This is a genomic window from Deinococcus taeanensis (assembly GCF_020229735.1).
GTDB classification, from domain to species: Bacteria; Deinococcota; Deinococci; order Deinococcales; family Deinococcaceae; genus Deinococcus; species Deinococcus taeanensis.
Map to the genome: position 1 here is coordinate 192744 of NZ_CP083457.1, position 19794 is coordinate 212537.

The 19794-nt window shown below is 62.5% G+C and carries 17 protein-coding genes and 2 pseudogenes; 6 read left to right on the forward strand and 13 right to left on the reverse strand.

Annotation, left to right across the window (positions count from 1 at the left end; translation table 11 throughout):
* Window position 1: 1 nt before the first annotated feature.
* Window positions 2–712, forward strand: a complete 711-nt coding sequence (locus LAJ19_RS16650) for an IS6 family transposase (RefSeq protein ID WP_225524002.1) — start codon at window positions 2–4, stop codon at window positions 710–712.
* On the opposite strand, the gene LAJ19_RS16655 is transcribed toward LAJ19_RS16650, so the two are convergent.
* From LAJ19_RS16655 to LAJ19_RS16665, 3 genes are all read right to left on the reverse strand, one after another.
* Window positions 675–1295, reverse strand: coding sequence for an ATP-binding protein (locus LAJ19_RS16655; protein ID WP_225523973.1), 621 nt, complete (start codon window positions 1293–1295; stop codon window positions 675–677). The two genes, LAJ19_RS16650 and LAJ19_RS16655, sit on opposite strands and share 38 nt — an antisense overlap.
* A 362-nt stretch (window positions 1296–1657) precedes the next feature.
* Complete coding sequence (locus LAJ19_RS16660) at window positions 1658–2272, reverse strand: hypothetical protein (RefSeq protein ID WP_225523974.1); 615 nt, start codon at window positions 2270–2272, stop codon at window positions 1658–1660.
* Between the two features lie 115 nt (window positions 2273–2387).
* A complete protein-coding gene (locus LAJ19_RS16665; protein WP_225523975.1) occupies window positions 2388–3362 on the reverse strand; it encodes a cysteine protease StiP domain-containing protein in 975 nt (324 codons plus the stop codon).
* 465 nt (window positions 3363–3827) lie between these two features.
* On the opposite strand from LAJ19_RS16665, the gene LAJ19_RS16670 reads away from it, so the two are divergent.
* The gene (locus LAJ19_RS16670; protein WP_225523976.1) at window positions 3828–4538 is read left to right on the forward strand and encodes a hypothetical protein; all 711 of its coding nucleotides are present in this window, start codon (window positions 3828–3830) and stop codon (window positions 4536–4538) included.
* Between the two features lie 214 nt (window positions 4539–4752).
* Here the strand turns inward: LAJ19_RS16670 and LAJ19_RS16675 are convergent, their stop codons facing one another.
* The 5 genes from LAJ19_RS16675 to LAJ19_RS16695 form a co-directional block, all read right to left on the reverse strand.
* Window positions 4753–5517, reverse strand: a complete 765-nt coding sequence (locus LAJ19_RS16675; protein WP_225475746.1) for an integrase core domain-containing protein — start codon at window positions 5515–5517, stop codon at window positions 4753–4755.
* A gap of 89 nt (window positions 5518–5606) precedes the next feature.
* Window positions 5607–5894 (reverse strand): transposase, encoded by a 288-nt coding sequence (locus LAJ19_RS16680; RefSeq protein WP_225475745.1) that lies wholly within the window; start codon window positions 5892–5894, stop codon window positions 5607–5609.
* Window positions 5895–6187: 293 nt separating this feature from the next.
* Window positions 6188–6397: a hypothetical protein gene (locus LAJ19_RS16685; RefSeq protein ID WP_225523977.1), complete on the reverse strand. Its 210-nt coding sequence runs from the start codon at window positions 6395–6397 to the stop codon at window positions 6188–6190.
* Between the two features lie 324 nt (window positions 6398–6721).
* Window positions 6722–7432, reverse strand: a complete 711-nt coding sequence (locus LAJ19_RS16690) for an IS6 family transposase (RefSeq protein ID WP_225524003.1) — start codon at window positions 7430–7432, stop codon at window positions 6722–6724.
* 246 nt (window positions 7433–7678) lie between these two features.
* Window positions 7679–8179 (reverse strand): hypothetical protein, encoded by a 501-nt coding sequence (locus tag LAJ19_RS16695; RefSeq protein WP_225523978.1) that lies wholly within the window; start codon window positions 8177–8179, stop codon window positions 7679–7681.
* A 72-nt stretch (window positions 8180–8251) separates the two neighbouring features.
* Between LAJ19_RS16695 and LAJ19_RS16700 the strand changes: the two genes are divergently transcribed.
* Both LAJ19_RS16700 and LAJ19_RS16705 read left to right on the forward strand, forming a co-directional pair.
* The gene (locus LAJ19_RS16700) at window positions 8252–8962 is read left to right on the forward strand and encodes an IS6 family transposase (RefSeq protein ID WP_225523979.1); all 711 of its coding nucleotides are present in this window, start codon (window positions 8252–8254) and stop codon (window positions 8960–8962) included.
* A 58-nt stretch (window positions 8963–9020) separates the two neighbouring features.
* Window positions 9021–9203: pseudogene (locus LAJ19_RS16705) on the forward strand (IS6 family transposase); the annotation flags it as partial.
* 59 nt (window positions 9204–9262) lie between these two features.
* Here the strand turns inward: LAJ19_RS16705 and LAJ19_RS16710 are convergent.
* From LAJ19_RS16710 to LAJ19_RS16725, 4 genes and pseudogenes are all read right to left on the reverse strand, one after another.
* Window positions 9263–10303, reverse strand: coding sequence for a hypothetical protein (locus LAJ19_RS16710; protein ID WP_225523980.1), 1041 nt, complete (start codon window positions 10301–10303; stop codon window positions 9263–9265).
* 216 nt (window positions 10304–10519) lie between these two features.
* Window positions 10520–11098, reverse strand: coding sequence for a T6SS immunity protein Tdi1 domain-containing protein (locus LAJ19_RS16715; protein ID WP_225523981.1), 579 nt, complete (start codon window positions 11096–11098; stop codon window positions 10520–10522).
* Between the two features lie 8 nt (window positions 11099–11106).
* Complete coding sequence (locus tag LAJ19_RS16720) at window positions 11107–14790, reverse strand: eCIS core domain-containing protein (RefSeq protein WP_225523982.1); 3684 nt, start codon at window positions 14788–14790, stop codon at window positions 11107–11109.
* Window positions 14791–15505: 715 nt separating this feature from the next.
* A pseudogene (locus LAJ19_RS16725) lies at window positions 15506–15807 on the reverse strand (IS4 family transposase); the annotation flags it as partial.
* Window positions 15808–16321: 514 nt separating this feature from the next.
* Between LAJ19_RS16725 and tnpC the strand changes: the two are divergent.
* The gene (tnpC, locus tag LAJ19_RS16730; protein ID WP_225475167.1) at window positions 16322–17686 is read left to right on the forward strand and encodes an IS66 family transposase; all 1365 of its coding nucleotides are present in this window, start codon (window positions 16322–16324) and stop codon (window positions 17684–17686) included.
* Window positions 17687–17732: 46 nt separating this feature from the next.
* On the opposite strand, the gene LAJ19_RS16735 is transcribed toward tnpC, so the two are convergent.
* The gene (locus tag LAJ19_RS16735; RefSeq protein WP_225523983.1) at window positions 17733–18062 is read right to left on the reverse strand and encodes a hypothetical protein; all 330 of its coding nucleotides are present in this window, start codon (window positions 18060–18062) and stop codon (window positions 17733–17735) included.
* 526 nt (window positions 18063–18588) lie between these two features.
* Between LAJ19_RS16735 and LAJ19_RS16740 the strand changes: the two genes are divergently transcribed.
* Window positions 18589–19597 (forward strand): IS630 family transposase gene (locus LAJ19_RS16740; RefSeq protein WP_225523984.1). Its coding sequence is split into 2 segments (ribosomal slippage): window positions 18589–19056 and window positions 19058–19597, totalling 1008 coding nucleotides; the frame shifts between segments, so codons are not numbered across the junction.
* Window positions 19598–19794: the final 197 nt, after the last annotated feature.

Here is a 19794-nt window from a genome sequence, read left to right on the forward strand (position 1 = left end):
GTTGAGCGGTCAGAAGCTCCCCGGCTACCGGTTCCCCCTGGCGGTCATCGGCTACGCGGTGTGGATGTACCACCGCTTCACCCTGAGTTACCGAGATGTCGAAGAACTGCTGCTGGAGCGGGGCATCTGCGTGACCCGTGAATCCATCCGCTCGTGGTGCATCAAGTTCAGCGATCTCTTCGCCCAGGGCCTCCGTCACCGGGAACCACGACGTGGTTCCCGGTGGCACCTTGATGAAATGTGCGTGGACGTCGGCGGTGTCAAACACTGGCTGTGGCGGGCGGTCGAAGAACACGGAGCCGTGTTGGACGTCTTGTTGCAGCAACACCGTGACACGGAGGCCGCCAAAGTGTTCTTCTCCCGGCTTCTGAGGGAGTACGACGTGCCGGAGATCATTCACACCGACAAGCTCTGGAGCTATGGTGCGGCCATCCGGGAACTCCCCGTGCTCCACGCTGTGGAGCACATCCAAGTGATCTCCACCGCCCGTTGCAACAATTTGATCGAGCAATCCCACCGCCCCACACGACGGCAGGAACGTCAGCAGTGGGGGTTCAGATCACGACCACGAGCGCAGGGCTTCCTCGACCTGCACGCTCGAGTCTCGAACCTTCACCATTCCGCTCGCTCCACCCTCCCGGCTTCCCAACGCCGTTCTCTCCAAGAAGAGGCCTTCAAGACGTGGCAGCAGGTCGTGCAACAGGCGGCTTGAAGGTCAGGCCGCCTGCGTGCTCGGGTCCCCTCTGCTTCTTTGAGGTCGACAACTTGCCACAACCCAGGTGACCGTCAAGAACCGGGTGGATACCGCCCGGTTCAACCTGCTGCTCCGCTGAGGCCCTCCCATGCAGATCACGCCGCTCACCCGCCACGTCACCGCCGGCCTCGCCATCGTAGGCCTGGGCGGCCTCAGCCTCTGGGCGGTGACACGCGAACAAGCCTGGACATCCGAACAGCGCTCCACACTCCAGGGTCTCTCCCTTCAGAGCCTGCTCCGCCTCCCGCCCGACCCCAGCAACCGCCACGCCCAGACCGGCCGGGTTGATGACCTCGGCGCCCCAGCCGCTCTCCCCGGCGGTCATCAGGAGTTGCGGGTCGTGAAGGCCCTGGCCGTTGTCGCGTACGCGCAGCACCAGGCCGTCCAGCGTGAAGTCGACAGTGATCGCGCCGGCGCGCAGCGCGTTTTGCAGCAGTTCCTGAATGGTGGCGGGCAGCCCCCCGAAAAAACGCGTGGGCAGTTGACGCAGCAGGCCGCTGCTGAGGCGAGGGGTGACGGAAGGTGCGGGGGATGCAGTCATCAGGCTCCTTTGGGGTTCACAGTGGGTGCGAACCCGAAACGACCCTGCCCTCACCCCCTGAGGGTGAAAGGCTTTCCCCGCCGCGCGTTCGCCGCTGGCCGCAACTCAGCCCAGGACGCCGGTAAACTTGACGGCCACCACGTGCAGCGGTTCATCCTCGGTGGGCTGCGCATCGTGAAAGACCTTGGCGACCGGGCGAGTCTTGGATTCAAGACTCGCTTGCCGGGCAGATGGAGCGCGATCTTGCGGTGCACTGGAGCACCTGTATGGCGTGTCGCGCAGCCGGCAACGTGTAGTTCAACACTGCGCCCAACAGTGACGCCTTGGTGAGACTGTGCCCCAACGTTCCCTCGCGCTGAATATTACAGGCCGCACTCCCCACACTCTCTCCACGCTTGAATGCCCAGGATCACGCGCTGGGTCTCGTTCAGCCACCTCTGGAGTTGCGCGGTGGGTTGGGCAAGTGGGCGGCTGGGGCGGCCGGTCGTGCTCTCCCAGACCAGCAACCGCGCGAGGGTCGGGCGAAACGCGCCTTGTCTCACCGCCTGCGCAAATGCACGTAATGCCTGGGTGCCGTGGTCCAGCCGGTCGTGCAGCGGGGTGTACACATCGGCGTCCGGTTCACCCCACATCCTTCGCTCCAGGGCTTGCTCGGCTGCCCAGTCCGTGTGCAGCTGGGCTGCGGCTGCCTGCCGTTCGTCCACCCAGGCGAGCACCACCTGCTGGGGACTCTGGCCTGCGCTCCACGCTTCAGCCTGACGGTGGGCGGCGATGCGTTGGGTGAGCACAGCCCAGAACAGCAGCGGCCATTCGTGCTCCTCGCCTGGTCGGCCGCGGATGTTCAGGGCGAGAGGCATCTCGGGATCAGCGGCCCGCAGGGCTGGCCAGACCACCGCTGCCTGGAAGGCCGGATCGAGCGCCTGGGGGTGATCGCGGTACTGCGCGTCGAGGGTTTCCAGTGCCGTGAGGACGTTCAAGAGCGTCAGCCGGCGGCGCAGGCGGGCGCGAGGGGCGGAGCTTGTCCCGGGTCGGAGCGCGGGGCCGGACTGTTGATGGTGATATTGGGGGGGTACATGTCACTCCTTGGGGCGCTTACTGCATCAGGATGCAGGCTTGGTACGGCAAGTCAGAATGAACGTACACCGCGACGCCGCGACGGCGGGCGACGTCTTCGAGGTGCTGGGTGTCCGGGTGACCCCACTGGCGCAGCAGGAGTTCGCAGGGCGCGCGGCGCAGCAGGGCGCGGGACGCCTCGCCGACACTGGGTGTGATGCGGTGCGAGTCGGTGACCCCGTACATTCCGGCGATCGCCAGGGTGTACGCGACGGGGTTACCCGGGCGGCGGCCGCGCTCCTGCGGAACGGGCGTGGCGTGACTGACTGCGTCCAGGTAAGCGGCGGTGCGGTCGTGTTCCTTCAAGCGCTTCTCGAGGATCACGGCGTGACGGCCCCTGCCCTGCAGGAAAGTGCGCGAGAGCAGCCCGCACACGGTGGCGTTCAGCAGCGCGTGCGGAATCAGCACGTCCTCGTAGGTGCCTGCGTACGTGCTGACACCCGCCGGGTCGCTCAAGACCGCCAGCCGCACGCCACTCACGCTGGCGTTCAGGGCGGCCTGGATGCTGCCCTGGCCGGTCCACCCGTCCACGAAGACGACCTCCCGCTCCGGGTGGGCGCCGAGCACCTCACGGTACGCGTGCACGTCGAGTCCCTCCCCGCGCATGATGCTGACACTGTGGTATGGCCAGTCCAGGCCCAGTCGGCGCGCTTCGCGGCGAATCAGGACCACAGCGGGCGTGCCCCCTCGGGCGAGGGAGACCAGCACCGGGGCCGCGTGATGTTCCATGATCTGCCGAGTGACGCCCGCGACGAGCCCGGCCGTGCGGGGGGCGAAAGTCTGGAGTGTCCGGTCGAAATGCTCACCCCAGACGGGCGCCTCCTCCGGTACGAGCAAGGTGCCACAGGATTCGCCGCGGTGGATCAGCGTTTCTTTTTCGGTGACGCTGACCAGGCGGGGCGAACCGGTGTCCAGGTGGAAGGTCACGTCCTGCGGGGGAAAGGTGTGGTTCACAGGTGGGCTCCGTGGGGGGTGAGGGCGCGGTCGATCTGGGCCCCTGGAGGGGCAGCCGGATGGCGCTGACACGCATAAAGGGGCAGGTCCGAGAGGCGGTCACCCAGGCCTGGCGTGAGCACATCGTCTGTGTGGCGAGCACGGATGGGGATGGAGTGTGGCACGGGCAGGGCGGCAGGTCGCGCTGGAACCTGCACCGCACCGCGGTGAAAGCTGTCCCCACGTGCCGGCTCCTCGGGGCACGGCGCGATCAGTCCGCTCACTCGCCCCGCTGCACTCTGGTGCAGTGCCGTCAGTTCGGGCGAGAGGATCCCGTGGTGAGTCGCTGCCGGTCCGGGTGGGGGCATGCCACCCGGCCCCGGCGTTCAACAGCTGAGCGTCGTCCAGCGTGCCACGCTAGACTTCACACATGACGTGTGACGCCTGGACGCCGGCGGCCCCCATTCCGGGCGGAGGGATCGGCGCATGAACGTGACCCTGCACCCTGAAGGCGTCAACGGTGCGGTGCAGACGGAAGGTACCCTCACGTACGCCACGTTCATCCAGCGGCACGTGCCGGAGCTGCTCGTCCACGACAACGTCTTTCCCATCGGGGACGTGTGGCTGGACCGCAAGATCGCCATCGAACCCCTGACGCCGGTCGAGACCCAGCCGCCCACCTCATTCATCCATGAGTTCGTCACGTTCATGGCGAGGCGGTTGATGCTCGAACTGCTCCGCCGCCGGTTGATAGAACGCGGCGGGCCCCTAAAGCCACTGCGGACCATGGAAGCGGAATTCCAACCCGTCATCGATGTGGTGCAGACGCATCTCTCCCGGGCGGCCCTGGCAGATTTCTTGCCTCCGTTCCGCCACCGGTACGCACTGAGCGGCGAGGCGGCACTTCTGGACGCCTTGAAGCGGTACGTGCGCTTTTGTCGCACCGCCGAAAGGGGCTACGTCTTCGCGGAGAAGTACGTCCTGGCCCTCCACTTGCAAGTCGCCGCGGAGCGCAACGGACTGGTGCCGGCTCAGGCCAATCAATGCGCCGATGGGTATGACGTCTTGAGCGCGGTCCTGGAACGGGACGCGCAGGCGCCCGCAGTCCGGGTGGCCCGCTGGCCGGTCCAGGCCCGAGAGCCGAGCTTCCGGTACCGGGAAATCCGGGATCCGCGGTGCCGGCGGTTCAGAACCTAAGGACATCGTTATTTAAGTAGTGGTAGGAGCTAGTCAATCTACCCCGATGTGCGTTGGGCTTTGGCATTTGCGTTCAAGTGAAGAATCTCCGTCACCTTGCCATAGGCAACTGTCCTAGGGCCTTCAACGAACACGAATGTAGTGCCAACCCGCAAACGACCCATCTGCCATAGAGGCGCCTGGAACGTCAGGTGGTAATGCTCCAGGTTTGACTTCAAGCGGCGTTGCGAGCATTCGCCGATAAGGTGAGTGTAGACCAAGGCGTGGCGTAGCCGAGCGCCGAATGACGGCGCTCGTGGTTGTACCAGCGGTGAAAGTCCGGCATGGCGGCCCGGACATCGGCCATGGACTGCCAGTCCTGGCGGAAGGCGAACTGGTATTTGTAGGTCCGGTTGAGGCGTTCGAGGATACCGGTTCCTCCCGGCTGAGACACTTTGCAGCGCACCCAGTTGCCGTACATCAAACAGCCCTGTTGAAAGAGGTCACTGGTGAAATCACTGCCTCCATCACTCTGGACCAGGATGCGCTTGTGGTGGCCCTGAGCACGCAGCACGGCGACCGCCTCGTCGAGCGTCAGTTTGGCGAGGTGCATCGACAGGCTCCGTACCACCCGGCTGGCCAGCACCACCCGCGAGGTAACGTCCAGCACGAAGTAAATCCAACAGACCCCGTCGGGCAGCGACAGCCGTGTCGCGTCAATCTGCACCCGTCGACCTTCCGGCCAGTCTTGTGGTGCGGAAACCTTCGGGGAAGGTTTCCGGGTCTTTCGAGGCAGCGGTGGGTGAAGGTGCAATTCGCCGAGTGCGACACGGATCTTGTGCAGGCCAATCTCTTCGCCCTGAGCTTTGAGTTCCTGATACAGCAGCCGGTATCCAGACGTTGGATGCTGCAACGCCGCCTGGCGTACCTTCTCGTACAGTGCGTCACGGTGCTGCTGCTTGGCACAGCGCGCGGGCGCGCTGTGCTGATGGTCCCGCATCCGCCAGTACGGCACGCTGGCGTACTGGGCAAAACGCCGCAGGCTGAGGTGCGGCCGGCTCTGCCAGAGAACGATCAGCTCGTCCAGCGTCAGAGCCGTCGCACTTTTCGCGCAATATCGAGCTCCAGTTCCTTTTCGGCCACGATGCGTTTGAGACGGTCATTCTCCCGTTCCAGGATGGTCACGCCCTGGTCTGGTCGGTCACCAGAGAGGCGGGCACGGCCCGCCTCCAGAAACTGTGTTTTCCAGGTGTGGATCAGGCTCTCGTTGGCTCCATGCTGACGGGCTGCCTCCGCGACTCCGAGTTCGCCCCGCAGCACGCTGAGGACGATGGCTTCTTTGACGTCGGTGCTCCAGGTTTTTCGCTGTTTCCCCATGATGATCTCCAGTGTGCTCGTCCCTCGCATCGAGAGGGTCAGGTGCTGAAAGTCATCCTTGGAGCACTACCGGTAAACCGTGTGGATTTCTCCGGGAAATGCCCAGGGCACGTCCTTAAAATTTTGCCAAACGTGCCAATTCTCGTTCTGGTAGTGAAAGTGCGTCCAAGCGCCGGTAGACACTCCAGATTTCCGGCCACCGTGATTGGTCGGGAGGTATGAGACCTCTGCTTCCACATCGTATCTATCGTGCAATGGTGTGCCGTCTGCCTCTGACATCTGTTCATCGCATCTTAGCGGGCACGACGTTGCCGGAGCTCCAGCATGCGCTTCTCTACACGCCGTAGGATGGCCGTGGACTCATCGTTGTACGGGTCCTTGAGCCCTCCTTGTTCACCGGATAGCAGGACGCCGAAATTCCACAAAATTTGGCCGAACCGCTGGTCAGGCTCAGCTTCTACGGCTTCGAGTAGAAGCTCCACAATCGCAAGGTTGTCATCCAAGTGGCTCATAGGAACAAAAACAGTCTCCCACCTCCTTTGACTTCAGTAATGCGTATCAAACTCACGGATAGAGAGGCTCAAGTTGACCGTTGACTCAGGCGTGTAGACCAGGTTGGCGAGAATAAGCTGACCACATGTCATTCCTCTCCAGTCAACGTCTATTGGCCGTCCTTCCTGAGCTCAGTACATGGAATGAGGGCAGAGGTATGGCGCCGGACGACTGGCTCAATATCTATGGGCCAGTTCCCCAGGGTTGTGGCAAGTTGTTGAGGTGGTTGTGCTTCACGGAAGCAGAGGGCTGCGGGAAGGCAGGCGGCTTGAAGTTCAGGCCGCCTGCCGCACGGTTTCTTGCCACGTCTTGAAGGCGGTCTGTTGGTGGTGACGCCGGTGGCGAGCGGGAACGGTGGAGCGAGCAGGATGGTGAAGATTCGTGATGCGGGCGTGCAGGTTGAGAAAACCTTGTGCCCGCTGCCGTGACCGGAAACCTCGCTGCTGATGTTCCTGGCGTCGTGTCGGGCGGTGGGATTGTTCGATCAGGTTGTTACAGCGGGCCGTGGAGACGATCTGGACGTGCTCCACGCTGTGGAGCACAGGAAATTCCCGAAGAGCTGCGCCGTCACTCCGAAGCTTGTCGGTATGGATGACCTCCGGCACGTCGTATTCCTCCAGCAATCGGTGGAAGAACGATCTGGCGGCCTCGGTGTCGCGTTGTTCCTGAAGGAGGACGTCCAGCACGGCTCCGTGTTCGTCGACGGCCCGCCACAGCCAGTGTTTGACACCGCCCACGTCCACGCACATCTCGTCAAGGTGCCACCGGGAACCCCGTCGGGGTTCTCGATGGCGTAGACCCTGGGCAAAGGGGTCGCTGAACTTGATACACCAGGTCCGAATGGACTCGCGGGTGACGGCGATGCCCCGTTCCAGCAAGAGTTCCTCGACGTCCCGGTAGCTCAGGGTAAAGCGGTGGTAGAGCCAGACGGCGTAACTGATCACCGCAAGGGGGAATCGGTAACCAGGGAGTTTCTGACCGCTCAGCACCGCGTCACCCTACCTCAACAACTTGCCACAACCGTTCAAGTCCAGCAGTTGGTCCGTATTTTTGATGATTTTGGTCGCCAGACTCCCTACCAGCGCAATGCCGCCTATAGCAATATTTATCAGGTAATCAGGGATGCAGCACAGCGTCAAACAGGGCTCATCAGTTTCTGCGCCTGAGCCCTCTGTTTGACTGGCACAGCAAGTGTCAAGATTTTTCTCGATCAGACCACTAGCAGGACTTTGTCACTCTTTAAGGTGGGCAATAATGGTGTCGAGCCGAACAGCATCCAGCTCAATCCGTTCCAGGATTTCACGCGCCAATCCGCCGAGCCCACCACTCCACAACTCGCGGTACAAGGTCCATAAGCCCTGTCGCGCCTGCTCGCGGCAGCGCGATCCGAGCTCGCCATTTCCTAGGGCGACTTCGCTCTCGTCGGCCTCGCCTGCAACGATCTGAAAAAGCAATTCCCCGATACCAAACTTCACGAAACTTGGCAGGGGATCCTGGAGCGCGGCAAGCAGCACGGAGACGACGGGTTCTGCCGCTTCGAAAAGCTGGCCCTGAACGACCACCCCGTTTTCGAGCTTCCAATACGCGAGATCAACCTCTTCCGGGCTTGATGCACCAAGGAGGTCGTGTAGCGCTCTGGGAACCTCGTGACCAGGGCCGCGAACGGTGCGGAACCGCGACCAAGAGTGGCGCTCAATTTCGCATGTCGCCAATGAGGCAGGAGGCACGCTCATAGGCTACAGGCAAGCTGTTCTGTTCTCATCCCTACAGGTTCTGGCAACTTAAGCTCGGTAGGCTATTGGGCGGTGAGTGACCGGAAGCCGTATCGCCATCGTTTTCCCCTGAGCATCATCGGCTATGCCCTGTGGCTCGACCACCGCTTCCCGCTCAGCCAGCGTGACGTGCAGGAGCTGCTCCACGAGCGCGGTGTTCAGGTCAGCCACGAGACCCTCCGCCAGTGGAACATCAAGTTCGCGCCGCTCCTCACCGAAGAATTGCGCCACCGAGAACCCCGGCGGGGTTCTCGGTGGCATCTCGACGAGGTCTGCGTCAAGGTCGGTGGGGTCAAGCATTGGTTGTGGCGCGCGGTCGACGAATACGGGGCCGTACTCGACATCCTCCTTCAGGAACACCGAGAGACCGAGGCAGCCAGGTCCTTTTTCATCCGCCTGCTCGGTGAATATCGCGTTCCTGAGGCCATTCACACCGATAAGCTCTGGAGCGACGGGGCAGCGCTGCGTCAGCTTCCCGTGCTCCACACCGTGGAGCACGTTCAGGTCGTCTCCACTGCGCGCTGCAACACCCTGATTGCGCAATCCCATCGACCCACACGGCAGCAGGAACGGAGTCACATCGGCTTCAAACGACGACAGCGAACGCAGGAATTCCTGGCCCTGCACGCCCGAGTCTCGAACCTTCACCGCCACACCCGAACAACCGTTTCCGCCGCCAGGAGAAGAAGCAACCAAACCGTAGCCCTGCGCCTCTGGCGAGAGGCGATGCAGCAGGCAGCTTGATTCTCAAGCTGCCTGCTGCCCTACTCCACTCCCATTGAGATTAAGTTGCCAGAACCATCAGTACACAGATGCGCAATCGGTCTTCAAACGACGGCAGCGAACGCAAGAATTCCTTGCCCTGCATGCCCGAGTCTCGAATCTTCACCGCCACACCCGAACAACCGTTTCCGCCGACCTTCGACGACGCAACCACACCGAGACACTCCGCCTCTGGAGCGAGGCTCTGCAGCACGCGGCTTGATAATTAAGCCGCCTACTGCCCTCCTCCTGTCCCACTGAAGTGAAGTTATCAGAACCCTCTCAGGGGACCGTGGACTCCGGGTTGACCGGGGCGATGGCTGTCTGGCCGATCTCACCGAGCGGCACGCCACTGACCGGTATGACGGCGGCGTCCACGTCCTGGGGCGTTTCAGACTTGGCGGTCCTTAGGGCGTTCACGCTTGCCTTGAGATGCAGGCGCTTGACGGTGAATTCAGGCCCAGGTTTGACTCGCACACGGTGACTGAAGCTTGCGCTGAACTCGGTCCAGCCGTTGGGCTGTACGACAGCCACCTCGAAGGCGAAGACAGGATCAGTCCTGCCCATGATCTTCGTGTCCTTCAAGCGCATGATCAGCGCCACCACACTGCCGGCCGGGAGGCCAGTCTGCACCCGGTGACGCCCGGGCGTCTGCGCGCCGCCCTGCAAATTCTCCCACACAAAAGTCTGTAGCCCCCGCAGGGCCGCCTCAACCGGCGCCGAGTACAGGTCACGGACCAGGGTCGGGCCTTCACCAGTGATCACGACGCGCCGCCCCGCATCGTTCAGTTCCACCGGCTGCACGCCCGTCATGGTCGTTGCAGCCGACAGCGTTCCACCGTCCCTAAACAGGGCGCGCATGACCGAGCCAGTGTAGTAGAACCCCATGTCCTGTTCCTGGACGTCCGGCGACAGGGTGATGGTCGACTGTGCAAGGGAGAGTTTGCGAGTCATCAGGCTCAGGCCACTGATCCCCGTGATGCTGCCTGCATTTTCCACCTTCCCACCGAACATCCTGTACATCCGGGACACGTCCTTGTCGGACATGAACGTGAAGTCCTGCCGGTCATATAGCCAGCACCCAGTGTTGAAGATCTTGGTGAGGGCCTTATCGCTGACCGACGTGCCCAGTGCCAGCGTGCCTCCCGGAACCTCGCAGTACTTCCGGCCCGGGAAGTCGTGCCAGGCATTCACCGTGATGTCCTTGGGCGCGCAGGCCGTCAGCCCCAGGCCCGCCGTGATGCCCAGAGCCACGGCGAACTTCCGCGCCCTGGCGTGGCTGTCCAGGTGATCGGTGGGGCGAGTGAAATTCGTAGACGTCATAGAAAATCTCCTCAGGAGTGCGAACGACCCGGTGGTCACGCCCCGGCAGAATCGGCAGAAGACGCCATAGTCGGGAGGCAGCCGGAGCTTCGGCTTCAGGGTTCGCCGGGCCAGCACCACCAGCCTCGTGCGGTCCGCGCTGTGCCGAGCGATCTTCACGTCTTTGCACAGGATTGTCCATGCGGCGGGCGCGCGCTGGGAACGTCGCATCGCGCGCTAAACGTCTGGTAGACCTGATGCCTGGGCCAGGAAACCCAGGTGCTCACGCAGTTTGACGCGCCTGGCACTTTTGAGCTCCCTCTCCCCACCCAGTGAGATCGGCGGGAAAAATCCGAAACACTCGTCCGCATCAGGCTCGCCTTCCGTTTTCAACAGCGGTTCGTAAAGGTCGCCGTTCAGATTGAACCTACGGAAGATCGGATCAAGCAGATTGCCCGAAAATACGGAGTCCGCGTCGCCCATGCTGTGGAAGTTGCTGGTGATATCGATATAACCCACCAGGTCTTCATCGGGCAAATTCGCAAAGACATAGACGGAACCGAAGGCCGTGGTCATGAATGGATACAGTTCCGGCCCTTCGAAGACTTCCTCCTGGTCGCGCATCAGGAGAAACCAGGGCATATAGTGCGCCTGCCATTCCTCCGGATCCACAATTCGAAAGAAGTGATCTTTCGAGCGGCAAATTCCATACTTCTGGTACATCTTCTGGATCACCGGATGATTGATCTTCAAGTGTGGGGCCGTCATGTCCCCGTTCGGTTTGTCGAAGTTTCTCGAAAGGAATGCGCGTGACATGCTGGACCTCAGCGAACAGAGAGGGTGATGGGCGACATGCTGACCGCCGCGTAGTGGCCAGGCGACACCTTCTGGCGAACGTAATTCTCAATTTCGACGGCCAGGGTTTTCCAGGTCGCGCCGATGGAGGAATTCACCCGCGCGATGCCGTAGGCGTCCAGACCAGTGCCAGGAAACACCAGTCCCGAACCGCCGCCGATCTGGTCCAGAGAGTGCAGCAGCGCGAGTGCGCCGACCATGGAAGCCGAGACCTGGCGCACCGCCACTTTCCCCAGCTTGCTGATTTTTGCCGGATCGAGTCTCGAGAGATTCCCCTCGATCTTGGTGATGGCGTCACCCAGCGAGATGATCTTCTTGCGGGCCTCCGCACCCGGATTGGGCTTGGCTGCCAGCTCGTTCCGGTATTTCCTGAGACTCCGCAGGGAGTCTCTGAGCAACTTGACTGTTTTCCCCAGCTCCGTCTGTTCAGCCGGGGTGACCGTCCCATCTTTCGTCGCGGTAATGAGCACCTGAAGGCGACCCACCGCTTCTTTCCGGATGCCGCTCATGGCCGCGTTCTCCTTGTAGTCCCGGCCGTTCTCGACCACACCCATTTCGCCGCGCTCAATGTTGTTGGTGAGCAGCGTCTGCGTGCGCCGCTTGAGGAACAGTTCCACACTCATGCCCTTCAGTTCCGTGTTGGCGAAACCGACCTGTCTCTCGTACTCTTTCTTGTTCAGGCTGGGCTTCCGGTTGAAGTAGAATGTCTTCTTGTCCAGCTTCGATCTACTCATCTGATGGGCATCGGCGACGCTGAAGAGCACTTTGAAGTGCTGCTCGATGCCATTGAAGTGGGTACCAGAGAGCTGTTTGAAATACGAGTTCAATTTTTCCCTGGTGCTCAGCGTTCTGAAGTTCCCGCCACTGAGCGCGTTCAACGCGGCAGCAATCTTGGCCTCACCCTGGTCGCGTTCATGATCGATGACGGCTTCGGTATAGTTTCTACCCCCCAATGCCACCGTGCCCCCCGAGTTCCTGACGTTGACGCCCGCTTCGCGGTGGGCATAGTGGAGCTGCACGCGCGCTTCCCTGGGCGTGCTGGCCACCCACAGTTGAGGCTTGCCTGACTTCGTATCGAACCAGATGCTGTGGTTCTCCTTGCCGGCCTTGAAGGTCTTCCGGCTGAAGATGCCCCTGATCATGCCCTGAGCGGCATGGACAGCCTGTCCGGCCACCTGCCGACCGGCACCCACGAGCTTCTTCAGGCGCGCCATGACGCTGTCGATGAGCCGGTCGATCCCCAGCTTCCGGCGCATGCCCCTCACAAGCTGCTTGAGGCGCGCCCCGATATTGCCGATGCCCAGGAAGTTCGCCGCGAAGCTGAACATCACAGGGAGCGCCTTGCCGACCGTCTGCTCCACGTACCGGGCTGCGCCCGCCACGTTTCCGGCTGCGATCTCCCGGACGCTGCTCAGGGCATCCATGATGACGCCCATGATCTGCTTACCCTTGTCGATGACGGTCTGGATGGTGCTCCAGGCCGTCATGATGGCCCCGATCGCCGCGCCTGCCGGATTGAACATCAAGGCCACGCGCTGGACACCCTTTTTCACCAGCGTTTCGGTCACCTCGGTCGTGATGTCGCCGATGACCTGACCGCCCAGCTGGCCGGTCACGGCCTTGAATTCCGGGGCCTTGCCGACGTTGCCTTTGAGCTGGCCCAGCGCCTCTCCGCCCTTCTTCAGGAAGGCGATCTTCTTCTCCGCGCCTGGGCCCAGCTCTTTGACCAGACGGGCGCGCAGCGCGTCATAGCCCAGGTCCATGATGCTCAGGGCCGTCATCAACACGCCCTGGACATTCAAGTTCCTGGGGAACTGGATGTCGGCGCTGCCCAGCAACCAGTCACCCAGCCCCTTCTGAATCCACTGTTCGGACCGGCCCACGAAGCCCATGAAGCCCTGCTTCAGGGCGCCCATCAAGTTTTTGGCGAACTGGCCGGGGTTCTTCAGCACCTGGGTGATGACGTCCCCCGCCTGTCGCAGCTGCGCCATGATGTGCTTGCCCGCTGGACCCAGCCCAGCGGTGATGGCGGTCAAGGCAATGTCGGCCAGCTTGCGGGCGGACTGCACCACCAGGACCCTGACGTTATTGGTGGCTGCCACCAGAATGCCTCTGGCCTTGACCAGGTTCGGCAGGCCAGTCAGGGCCGCCTTGAGGTCTGTGATCACCCGGCCCAGTTGAAGTCGACCCAGTTCACCCTTGAACCACGTCCAGGCCTGGCCGAGCAGGTTCTGCTCGCGCACGACCTTGACCATGTCCTTGAAGGGCCCAGGCACGAACCGCCCCAGGGCGGTCAGGAGGGCGTTCGGGTCGGTCTTGACCGCCTTGCCGGCCACGGGATCGAAGCCGAGGACCATCGTCAGGGGCTGGTAGCCGGGAATGTTGCCCGCCAGTTCGCTGAGCTTGTCGCTCACCATGCTGCGCTGGATGGTCATGTCCGGGTGCCGCTGCAGGGCCCGTAAAGGCGTGAGCAGGGTGTGCCCAGCCGCTCCAGCCCGCACGCGGCCCAGCGCAGCGGCCGTCGAGTAGACGCCGGGCACGTGCGGCCCACTGCGGTGCGCGACCGGAGGCAGGAGACTCTTCGGGCTGGGCATCACCTGCGCGAGTTTCGCTCCCATGGCGCGGGCTTCGTGTTCCAGCCCGGCGTCCGGGTCGACGCCGCTGCCCACGCGGCCCTGGCTCTGCTGCACGGTGTGCGTGACCTCGTGTGCCAGGAGCTCCAGGCCCGACTGCGTGTTCGGGTTGAAGTGACCTGAGCGGAAGAAGATGTCCGCCCCCGTGGTGAACGCCAGCGCATTCACGCCCTTGGCCAGCTTGTCCGCTTCAGCGTCGTCGTGAATCCGCACGCGGCTCAGGTCATGGTTCAGGCCCCGCTCCAAGTGCCGCCGGATCGCCTCGGGTAACGGATTGCCCGCGCCCCGTCGGGCCTGGATACGGGCCAGCACGGGCTGCGTAGTCTCCGCGTCGAGTTCCGCCAGCTGCCGTTGCAGAGCCTGTGCCTTCTCGAGGATCAAAGCGGTCTGCTCCTGGGCCTGAAGGCGCTGCAGGGCCTCGTCGGTGGCCCGTTGAAGTGGAAGCCGTTCGACTGGTGGCACCATCCCCAGCACCACGCGGGCGACTGGAGCACTGAGCGCATGGCGCTGCAGGGTGGCGAGCTGCTCCCCGTAGCTGGCGTAGCGGGCCTGGGCATCGCCCCGGTCTGCCCGGAAGCCCTGTGCGAGGGTCTGCGCCACCTGCCGTTGGAGGGCCTGAAACTCACCGAACGCCTGCAATTCGAGTCGCTGCCCCTCGACGGCTGCGGCCCGGTGACGCAGCACCGTCACCCACTCGGCCGGGGTTGTGGGTTTCGCCGGAACGGGACGGACCACCGAAACAGGCGGCCGTTCAGATACGGCGGGCAGGACCCTCAGCTGTGCCTGCACTACCTGCCGTTCCCGCTGAAGACGCTGGGCTTCCTGACGGTCGAGCGTGGCCGCCCTCAGGGGAGCCTGCACCGCCTGCCGCTGCGCCGCGACGGGACGCGCCGTGTGACGCGCCAGCGCCTGACGGGCGTCCGAGCGCTGCCGCTCTGCCGGAGACAGGGCGGGGATCAAGGGCAGCTTCGCGACCGGCTGGGCGCGCTTACGGGTGGTGGGGCGGTGAGCGAACGTCATGTCGGGCCTCCCGGCCTAGCAGTCTACGAGCAACCGGACGGGCGGTCAGCTTAAAGTGACCAGACTTCACTCAATCTCCCGGCAGGGCATCAGACGCCAGGACACGCCTGGCGTCCATCGTCTATTCACACCACGGATGCCTCAGAACGAACCGGGTGGCTTCACGTTCAACGGGTCGGCGTTACCCTCGCCGACCCGCACTGCTCCGCAGTCGACGTGCCGCCGCCTTCACGCACGCCCGGCACGTCAGCGGTCCTGTCACCTGCGCCGCCCCCGCGTACACCTGCGGCCCCCGACCACACAGCGCTTCACCGTCCGACAGCCGCACCAAGTGCACCGCCCCGCCCGGCGCCAGTTGGAACGCGTGCGGCTCCTTCAGCCGATGCCGCGCCGCGATCGCTCCGCACGCCGCCTCGAACGGCAAGCCCGCCAGATCGGTGTGCTCCGGAGCCATGCGGGTCACGAGTGCCGGTCGCGTCGCCATACCCCGAGGCAACCGCGACTTCTGGCGACTGAGAGGCCCCCGATCTGCGCTCCAGTCCTGCCTTCTCCCCCACCACGGGCCTGATTGTCACCGCGCGACATACTCGGGGGATTTCAATGACCGCCGGAAAATTTTTACCGCTCCCACCGATGGAAATCACGGATGCCAACGTCGGGGAACCGCCTCCCGGGACTGCACGGCATACTTGGGGAATAGGAAGCCGCTTGGACGACACCGAAGGAATCGGGTCAGGAGGGCTTCGCGCCCCTGTTGTGAGCTGCTCCCCCCATGGGGAGCAGGGTCCAAATCAGGGGCAGGCTGAAGCCGTCCCAGACGGCAGAGAGCAAGAGAATATTGATGTCCTGTTGGCCCAGTTTCCAATTGGTCTGGTCCAGGATCAGGTGCAGTTCGCCGTCCGGGAGGAAGGACAACGCGAAGCGGACAAAGAGCTGGTCAGGAAACTCGAAGCGGACAAACCGGCGCAGCCGCTGGTACCGCGTGTCGAGTGAGCCGGGCAACGGCACTGCACTGCGCGAGTGGAGCCGAATTGACCCGCAAGCCAAGCAACGACATAACGAGGTCTTCCAACCGCTGTACCAAGAATGAACAGCGAGTGTGCGAGATGGAGACGAGGCCGCCTTCCTGGCGCGAGGGGCCGTACTGGCCAAATGGTGGGAAAGCGCGCCGGAGTTATAGGCGTGGCTATGGGGCGCTCTACGTAGCTGGCTGGAGCAGGATTTACGCTGCTGGCCGCATCAGTTGCCTGGGCCGCCAGAGGTGCCGGAGCGAGGGTTACAGAGGCTCATGGAAGAGGCAGCCACAGCCGAGGCTCACGCTCTGGTGCTTGCTGTCTACTCTGCGGGTGCTTGGATCGGGCTCAAGAGTGAAGCCGCCCCACGTCCCAGAAGGGAGGGTGGAGCGGCTGGCAGTTGAGGGTCAGTTGCGAGAGGAGGCGCCAATGTTTTTAGCGGCGCGCAAACCCAAATAGTATCTGATTAGCGCCTCCAGGCGTCGGGTCGCAACAGCGCATCGAATAGGATGATCGGCATGACCGCGCCGCTGACGGAACAGGATCTCCACGAGATCATCCGTCGGCAGGCCGAGCAGATCGAACAGCTCCAGAAGCGCATCGAGCAGTTGGAGCGTCTGCAACGCAAGTATGCCGCGCCGCACAGTCGTGGCAGCCGAAAGGCTCACCCGAAGACCGCCGGTCGTCGTGCGGGTGAGGGGGTGTTCACATACAAGCGTCCTCCTGCTCGGGAGCAGGAGGACCGCGTCATCGACGTCCCCGTGCCCAATACGTGCACCGCCTGCGGATATGTCGGTGAGTTGATCTTCACGCGCCATGACCGCGCCTGGATCAGTGATCTGCCCGCTCAGACCGTGCAGATCACCGCGTATCACGTGCCGGTGATGGCCTGCCCGCAGTGCGGGCAGGCCGTGCGTGGCGCGCATGCCGATCTCCGACCGGACCAACGCGGGGCCACGGCCCACCGGTGCGGCCCCCGTCTGGCGGCCACCATCCAGGCGCTGCATCACGAGGTCGGTCTCCCGCAGCGCCGCATCGCCCGGGTGTTGCGTCTGACGACCGGGTTTCAGGTGACTCAGGGCGCCATCACCCAGGCGGCACAGCGTCTGGCGCGTGATGGGAGCCCACTGGCGACGCACGTCACGGCGCTGGAACGGGCGCTGCGGGCAGCACCCTACGTACACCACGACGACACCGGCTGGCGAATGGACGCGACTCAGGCCTGGGTGAGCACCTTCCGGTCGGCAGATACCGTCGTCTTCCGGGCGAACCTCCAGCACACGAATGCGGAGCTGCGCGCGGTGATCGGCAACGACTTCGGGGGCGTGCTGGTGTGTGACCGCTTCACAGTGTATGACAGTCACACGCTGGCAGGTGTCCAGCAACAGAAGTGCCTGGCCCATGTCCTGCGCAATGCACAGACCACCAGCGAGCAGGTTCAGGGGAAACGGGGACGCGGCCGGGACTATGGGCAGCGTCTGGCGGAGGTGTGTCGGGCGTTGATGGCGCTGCATGCCCATCACCGTCGTGGAGGATGCAACCGGGACGAGTACCGAGTGCAGGGTGAGGCACTCACCCTGCGCCTGGAGGCGCTGCTGTATCGGCGCCCACTGAAGACCCCGGGGAACGAACGCCTGCGGCTGGGCCTGCTGAAGCAGCATCGACAGGGACGGTTGCTGAGATTTCTGGTCGACCCGGATATCCCGCCGACGAACAATGCGGCGGAACGGAGCCTGCGGTCGGTGGTGATCGCCCGGAAAGTCTCGCAGTGCAGCAAGAATGCACTGGGCGCGCAGACGTACATGCGCATCAAGTCCACCGTGGAGACCGCGCGGTTGCGTGGTCAGGACCCCGTTGACGTCCTGATCAGCCTGCGTCGCTAATCACATACCCCAAATACTATGGAATCACCTTGCCAAAATTCAGGCGCTAAAGTGGTACACCTGCAGACGATGGAGAGGTGAATTCATGTATACGCTCGTTGTGATTATTGCTTATATACAGCATCAAGTGAGCTAATGAATCAAACTCCGCTTCTTCAATATGCTCTAGGACTTCATCGCTTAGATCAAACTCACCGGTACATAGTTCTTCATCAACAGAAAAGCTTCTCAGGACATAACGATCCGTCATCCTGATTCTATGAATGCAAATCCAATATCTTATACCACTAGATGCGCTCCTTAATTCTTTGCATATTCTTCCACCATATTTCGCATTCAATTGATTTACCGGAGAAACCAATTTAGGGTTATACATATATATACGATTATTTTTTTGGCCAAGTAATATATATACGCCCATTTTTATCCCCCGGTAAGTGAACTTGCAGATGAGGCACTGCTGCAAAAGGGTCTTTCGCCGGGTGACCCACTAGCAGGCCAGTCCTAGGATCAACTGTTGTATCCCAATGAACGTTCATATCATTCGGCATAAGGACGGCCTGCGCTTCGTTTGGTTGCATTCCAGTTGTATTCCTAAACGGTGGCAGACCTCTACCTAAAAGAACAGCCCGGTACAATTCTAAGGCCTCCGTTTCGGAGTTTACCTCAATCCGGACCTGGGCATTTCCATCAATCCCATTTCACTCGAGGTCATTAAATTTCTGCGCTTTGCCTCGCAACGCGGTGGGTAGTGAGCTAAAGTCTGGACCACAATTATGCACCAGCCAGCCGTCATTCCCCACGTAGTAGGTGTGAGCCTAGCTGACGGTGAGGTTGAACATCTCCTGGGTCTTCTGGACATTATTGATAACGACGTAAATACGAGCTGGTATGCTGGAGGTGTGGCTGAATGGCATCCATCCAAATACTCCCGAGCGCAGCTGGAGGAACGTCGACTGGCGGCGACCCCCTGGCTTCAAGGGGGCCAGCATTCACAGCAGGTGATTGCCCAGCACTTCGGCGTGTCCGTACACACCGTCAGCAACTGGAAGAAACGCCTGAAGCGCACCGGCAGTCTCCAGGCCACGGTGACGACAGGACGCCCCTCCCGACTCACCACCGCCCAGCTCGAACAAGTCCGCACCCTCCTGAGGGAGGGTGCGCTGCACCATGGCTTCCCTGACCCGACCTGGAGCACCAGACGAGTCGCAGACCTGATCGGGCGGCACTTCGACGTGTGGTACCACCCCGATCACGTCCGGAGAATTCTTCGTCAGCTGGGGTTCACGCCCCAGATGCCGGATGGACGGGCAGCAGAACGCAATGAACTCCGGATCGCGTCCTGGAAAGAACAGGTGGCGCCGGAATTGGGAAAAAAAGGTCGCGCAGGGCGCAACCCTGGTGGACCTGGATGAGGTTGGCTTCTCGCTGAACGGTGTGCGAAGACGAACGTGGTCGACCAGGGGCGTCACGCTCCTGGTCACACTCCCGGCCAACTGGGAAAAACGCTCGACTATCGGGGCGATCACTTCGGACGGTCGATTCTTCCAGCACACGAAGCATGGGGCGATCCGGGGTGGGGACGTCATCCGGTTCTTCCAGCATCTGATGCGCCATGTGCAGGGGGAGATCGTGGTGGTGCTGGACAACGCGGGCATTCACCGAGCGAAGGCAACTCAGGCGTTCGTGGAGATCCACGAACGCCTGTCGCTGGTGTTTTTGCCGCCGTACGCTCCGGAGTTGAATCCCATCGAGCTGGTGTGGGCGTACGTGAAGCGCAATGTGCTGGGGAACTTCTGTGCCCGCTCAGTGGGCGTGCTGAAAGCGAAGCTGACGACGGCCTGGCAACGGGTTCGGTACATCGACCTGCCTCAACATTTGATGGACTTTAACTTATGCCGTTATCAATAATGACGTTGGCAACGAGGCCAACCGTGCCGTCCGCCTGTTTGACCTTGTCCCCGATCTTGAGGTGGCCTGCGCCGACCCACTTGTCGCTGAGCTCCCCATGCCCTTCCGGCCTGGGCCGGGGCTGGGTGTCCGAGCGCTCCGTGACGTAGAAGGGGTACTCAGGGGCGACGGTCTGGGCGGTGCCGGCGCCGGGCCCA

Bases quoted from the DNA above. Each gene is read 5' to 3' on its own strand.
- LAJ19_RS16655 (WP_225523973.1), bottom strand. From the start codon at position 1,295: ATGACTGCATCCCCCGCACCTTCCGTCACCCCTCGCCTCAGCAGCGGC.
- LAJ19_RS16670 (WP_225523976.1), top strand. From the start codon at position 3,828: ATGAACGTGACCCTGCACCCTGAAGGCGTCAACGGTGCGGTGCAGACG.
- LAJ19_RS16735 (WP_225523983.1), bottom strand. From the start codon at position 18,062: ATGTATAACCCTAAATTGGTTTCTCCGGTAAATCAATTGAATGCGAAA.
- LAJ19_RS16715 (WP_225523981.1), bottom strand. From the start codon at position 11,098: ATGTCACGCGCATTCCTTTCGAGAAACTTCGACAAACCGAACGGGGAC.
- LAJ19_RS16720 (WP_225523982.1), bottom strand. From the start codon at position 14,790: ATGACGTTCGCTCACCGCCCCACCACCCGTAAGCGCGCCCAGCCGGTC.
- LAJ19_RS16675 (WP_225475746.1), bottom strand. From the start codon at position 5,517: ATGCGGGACCATCAGCACAGCGCGCCCGCGCGCTGTGCCAAGCAGCAG.
- LAJ19_RS16710 (WP_225523980.1), bottom strand. From the start codon at position 10,303: ATGACGTCTACGAATTTCACTCGCCCCACCGATCACCTGGACAGCCAC.
- tnpC (WP_225475167.1), top strand. From the start codon at position 16,322: ATGACCGCGCCGCTGACGGAACAGGATCTCCACGAGATCATCCGTCGG.
- LAJ19_RS16680 (WP_225475745.1), bottom strand. From the start codon at position 5,894: ATGGGGAAACAGCGAAAAACCTGGAGCACCGACGTCAAAGAAGCCATC.
- LAJ19_RS16695 (WP_225523978.1), bottom strand. From the start codon at position 8,179: ATGAGCGTGCCTCCTGCCTCATTGGCGACATGCGAAATTGAGCGCCAC.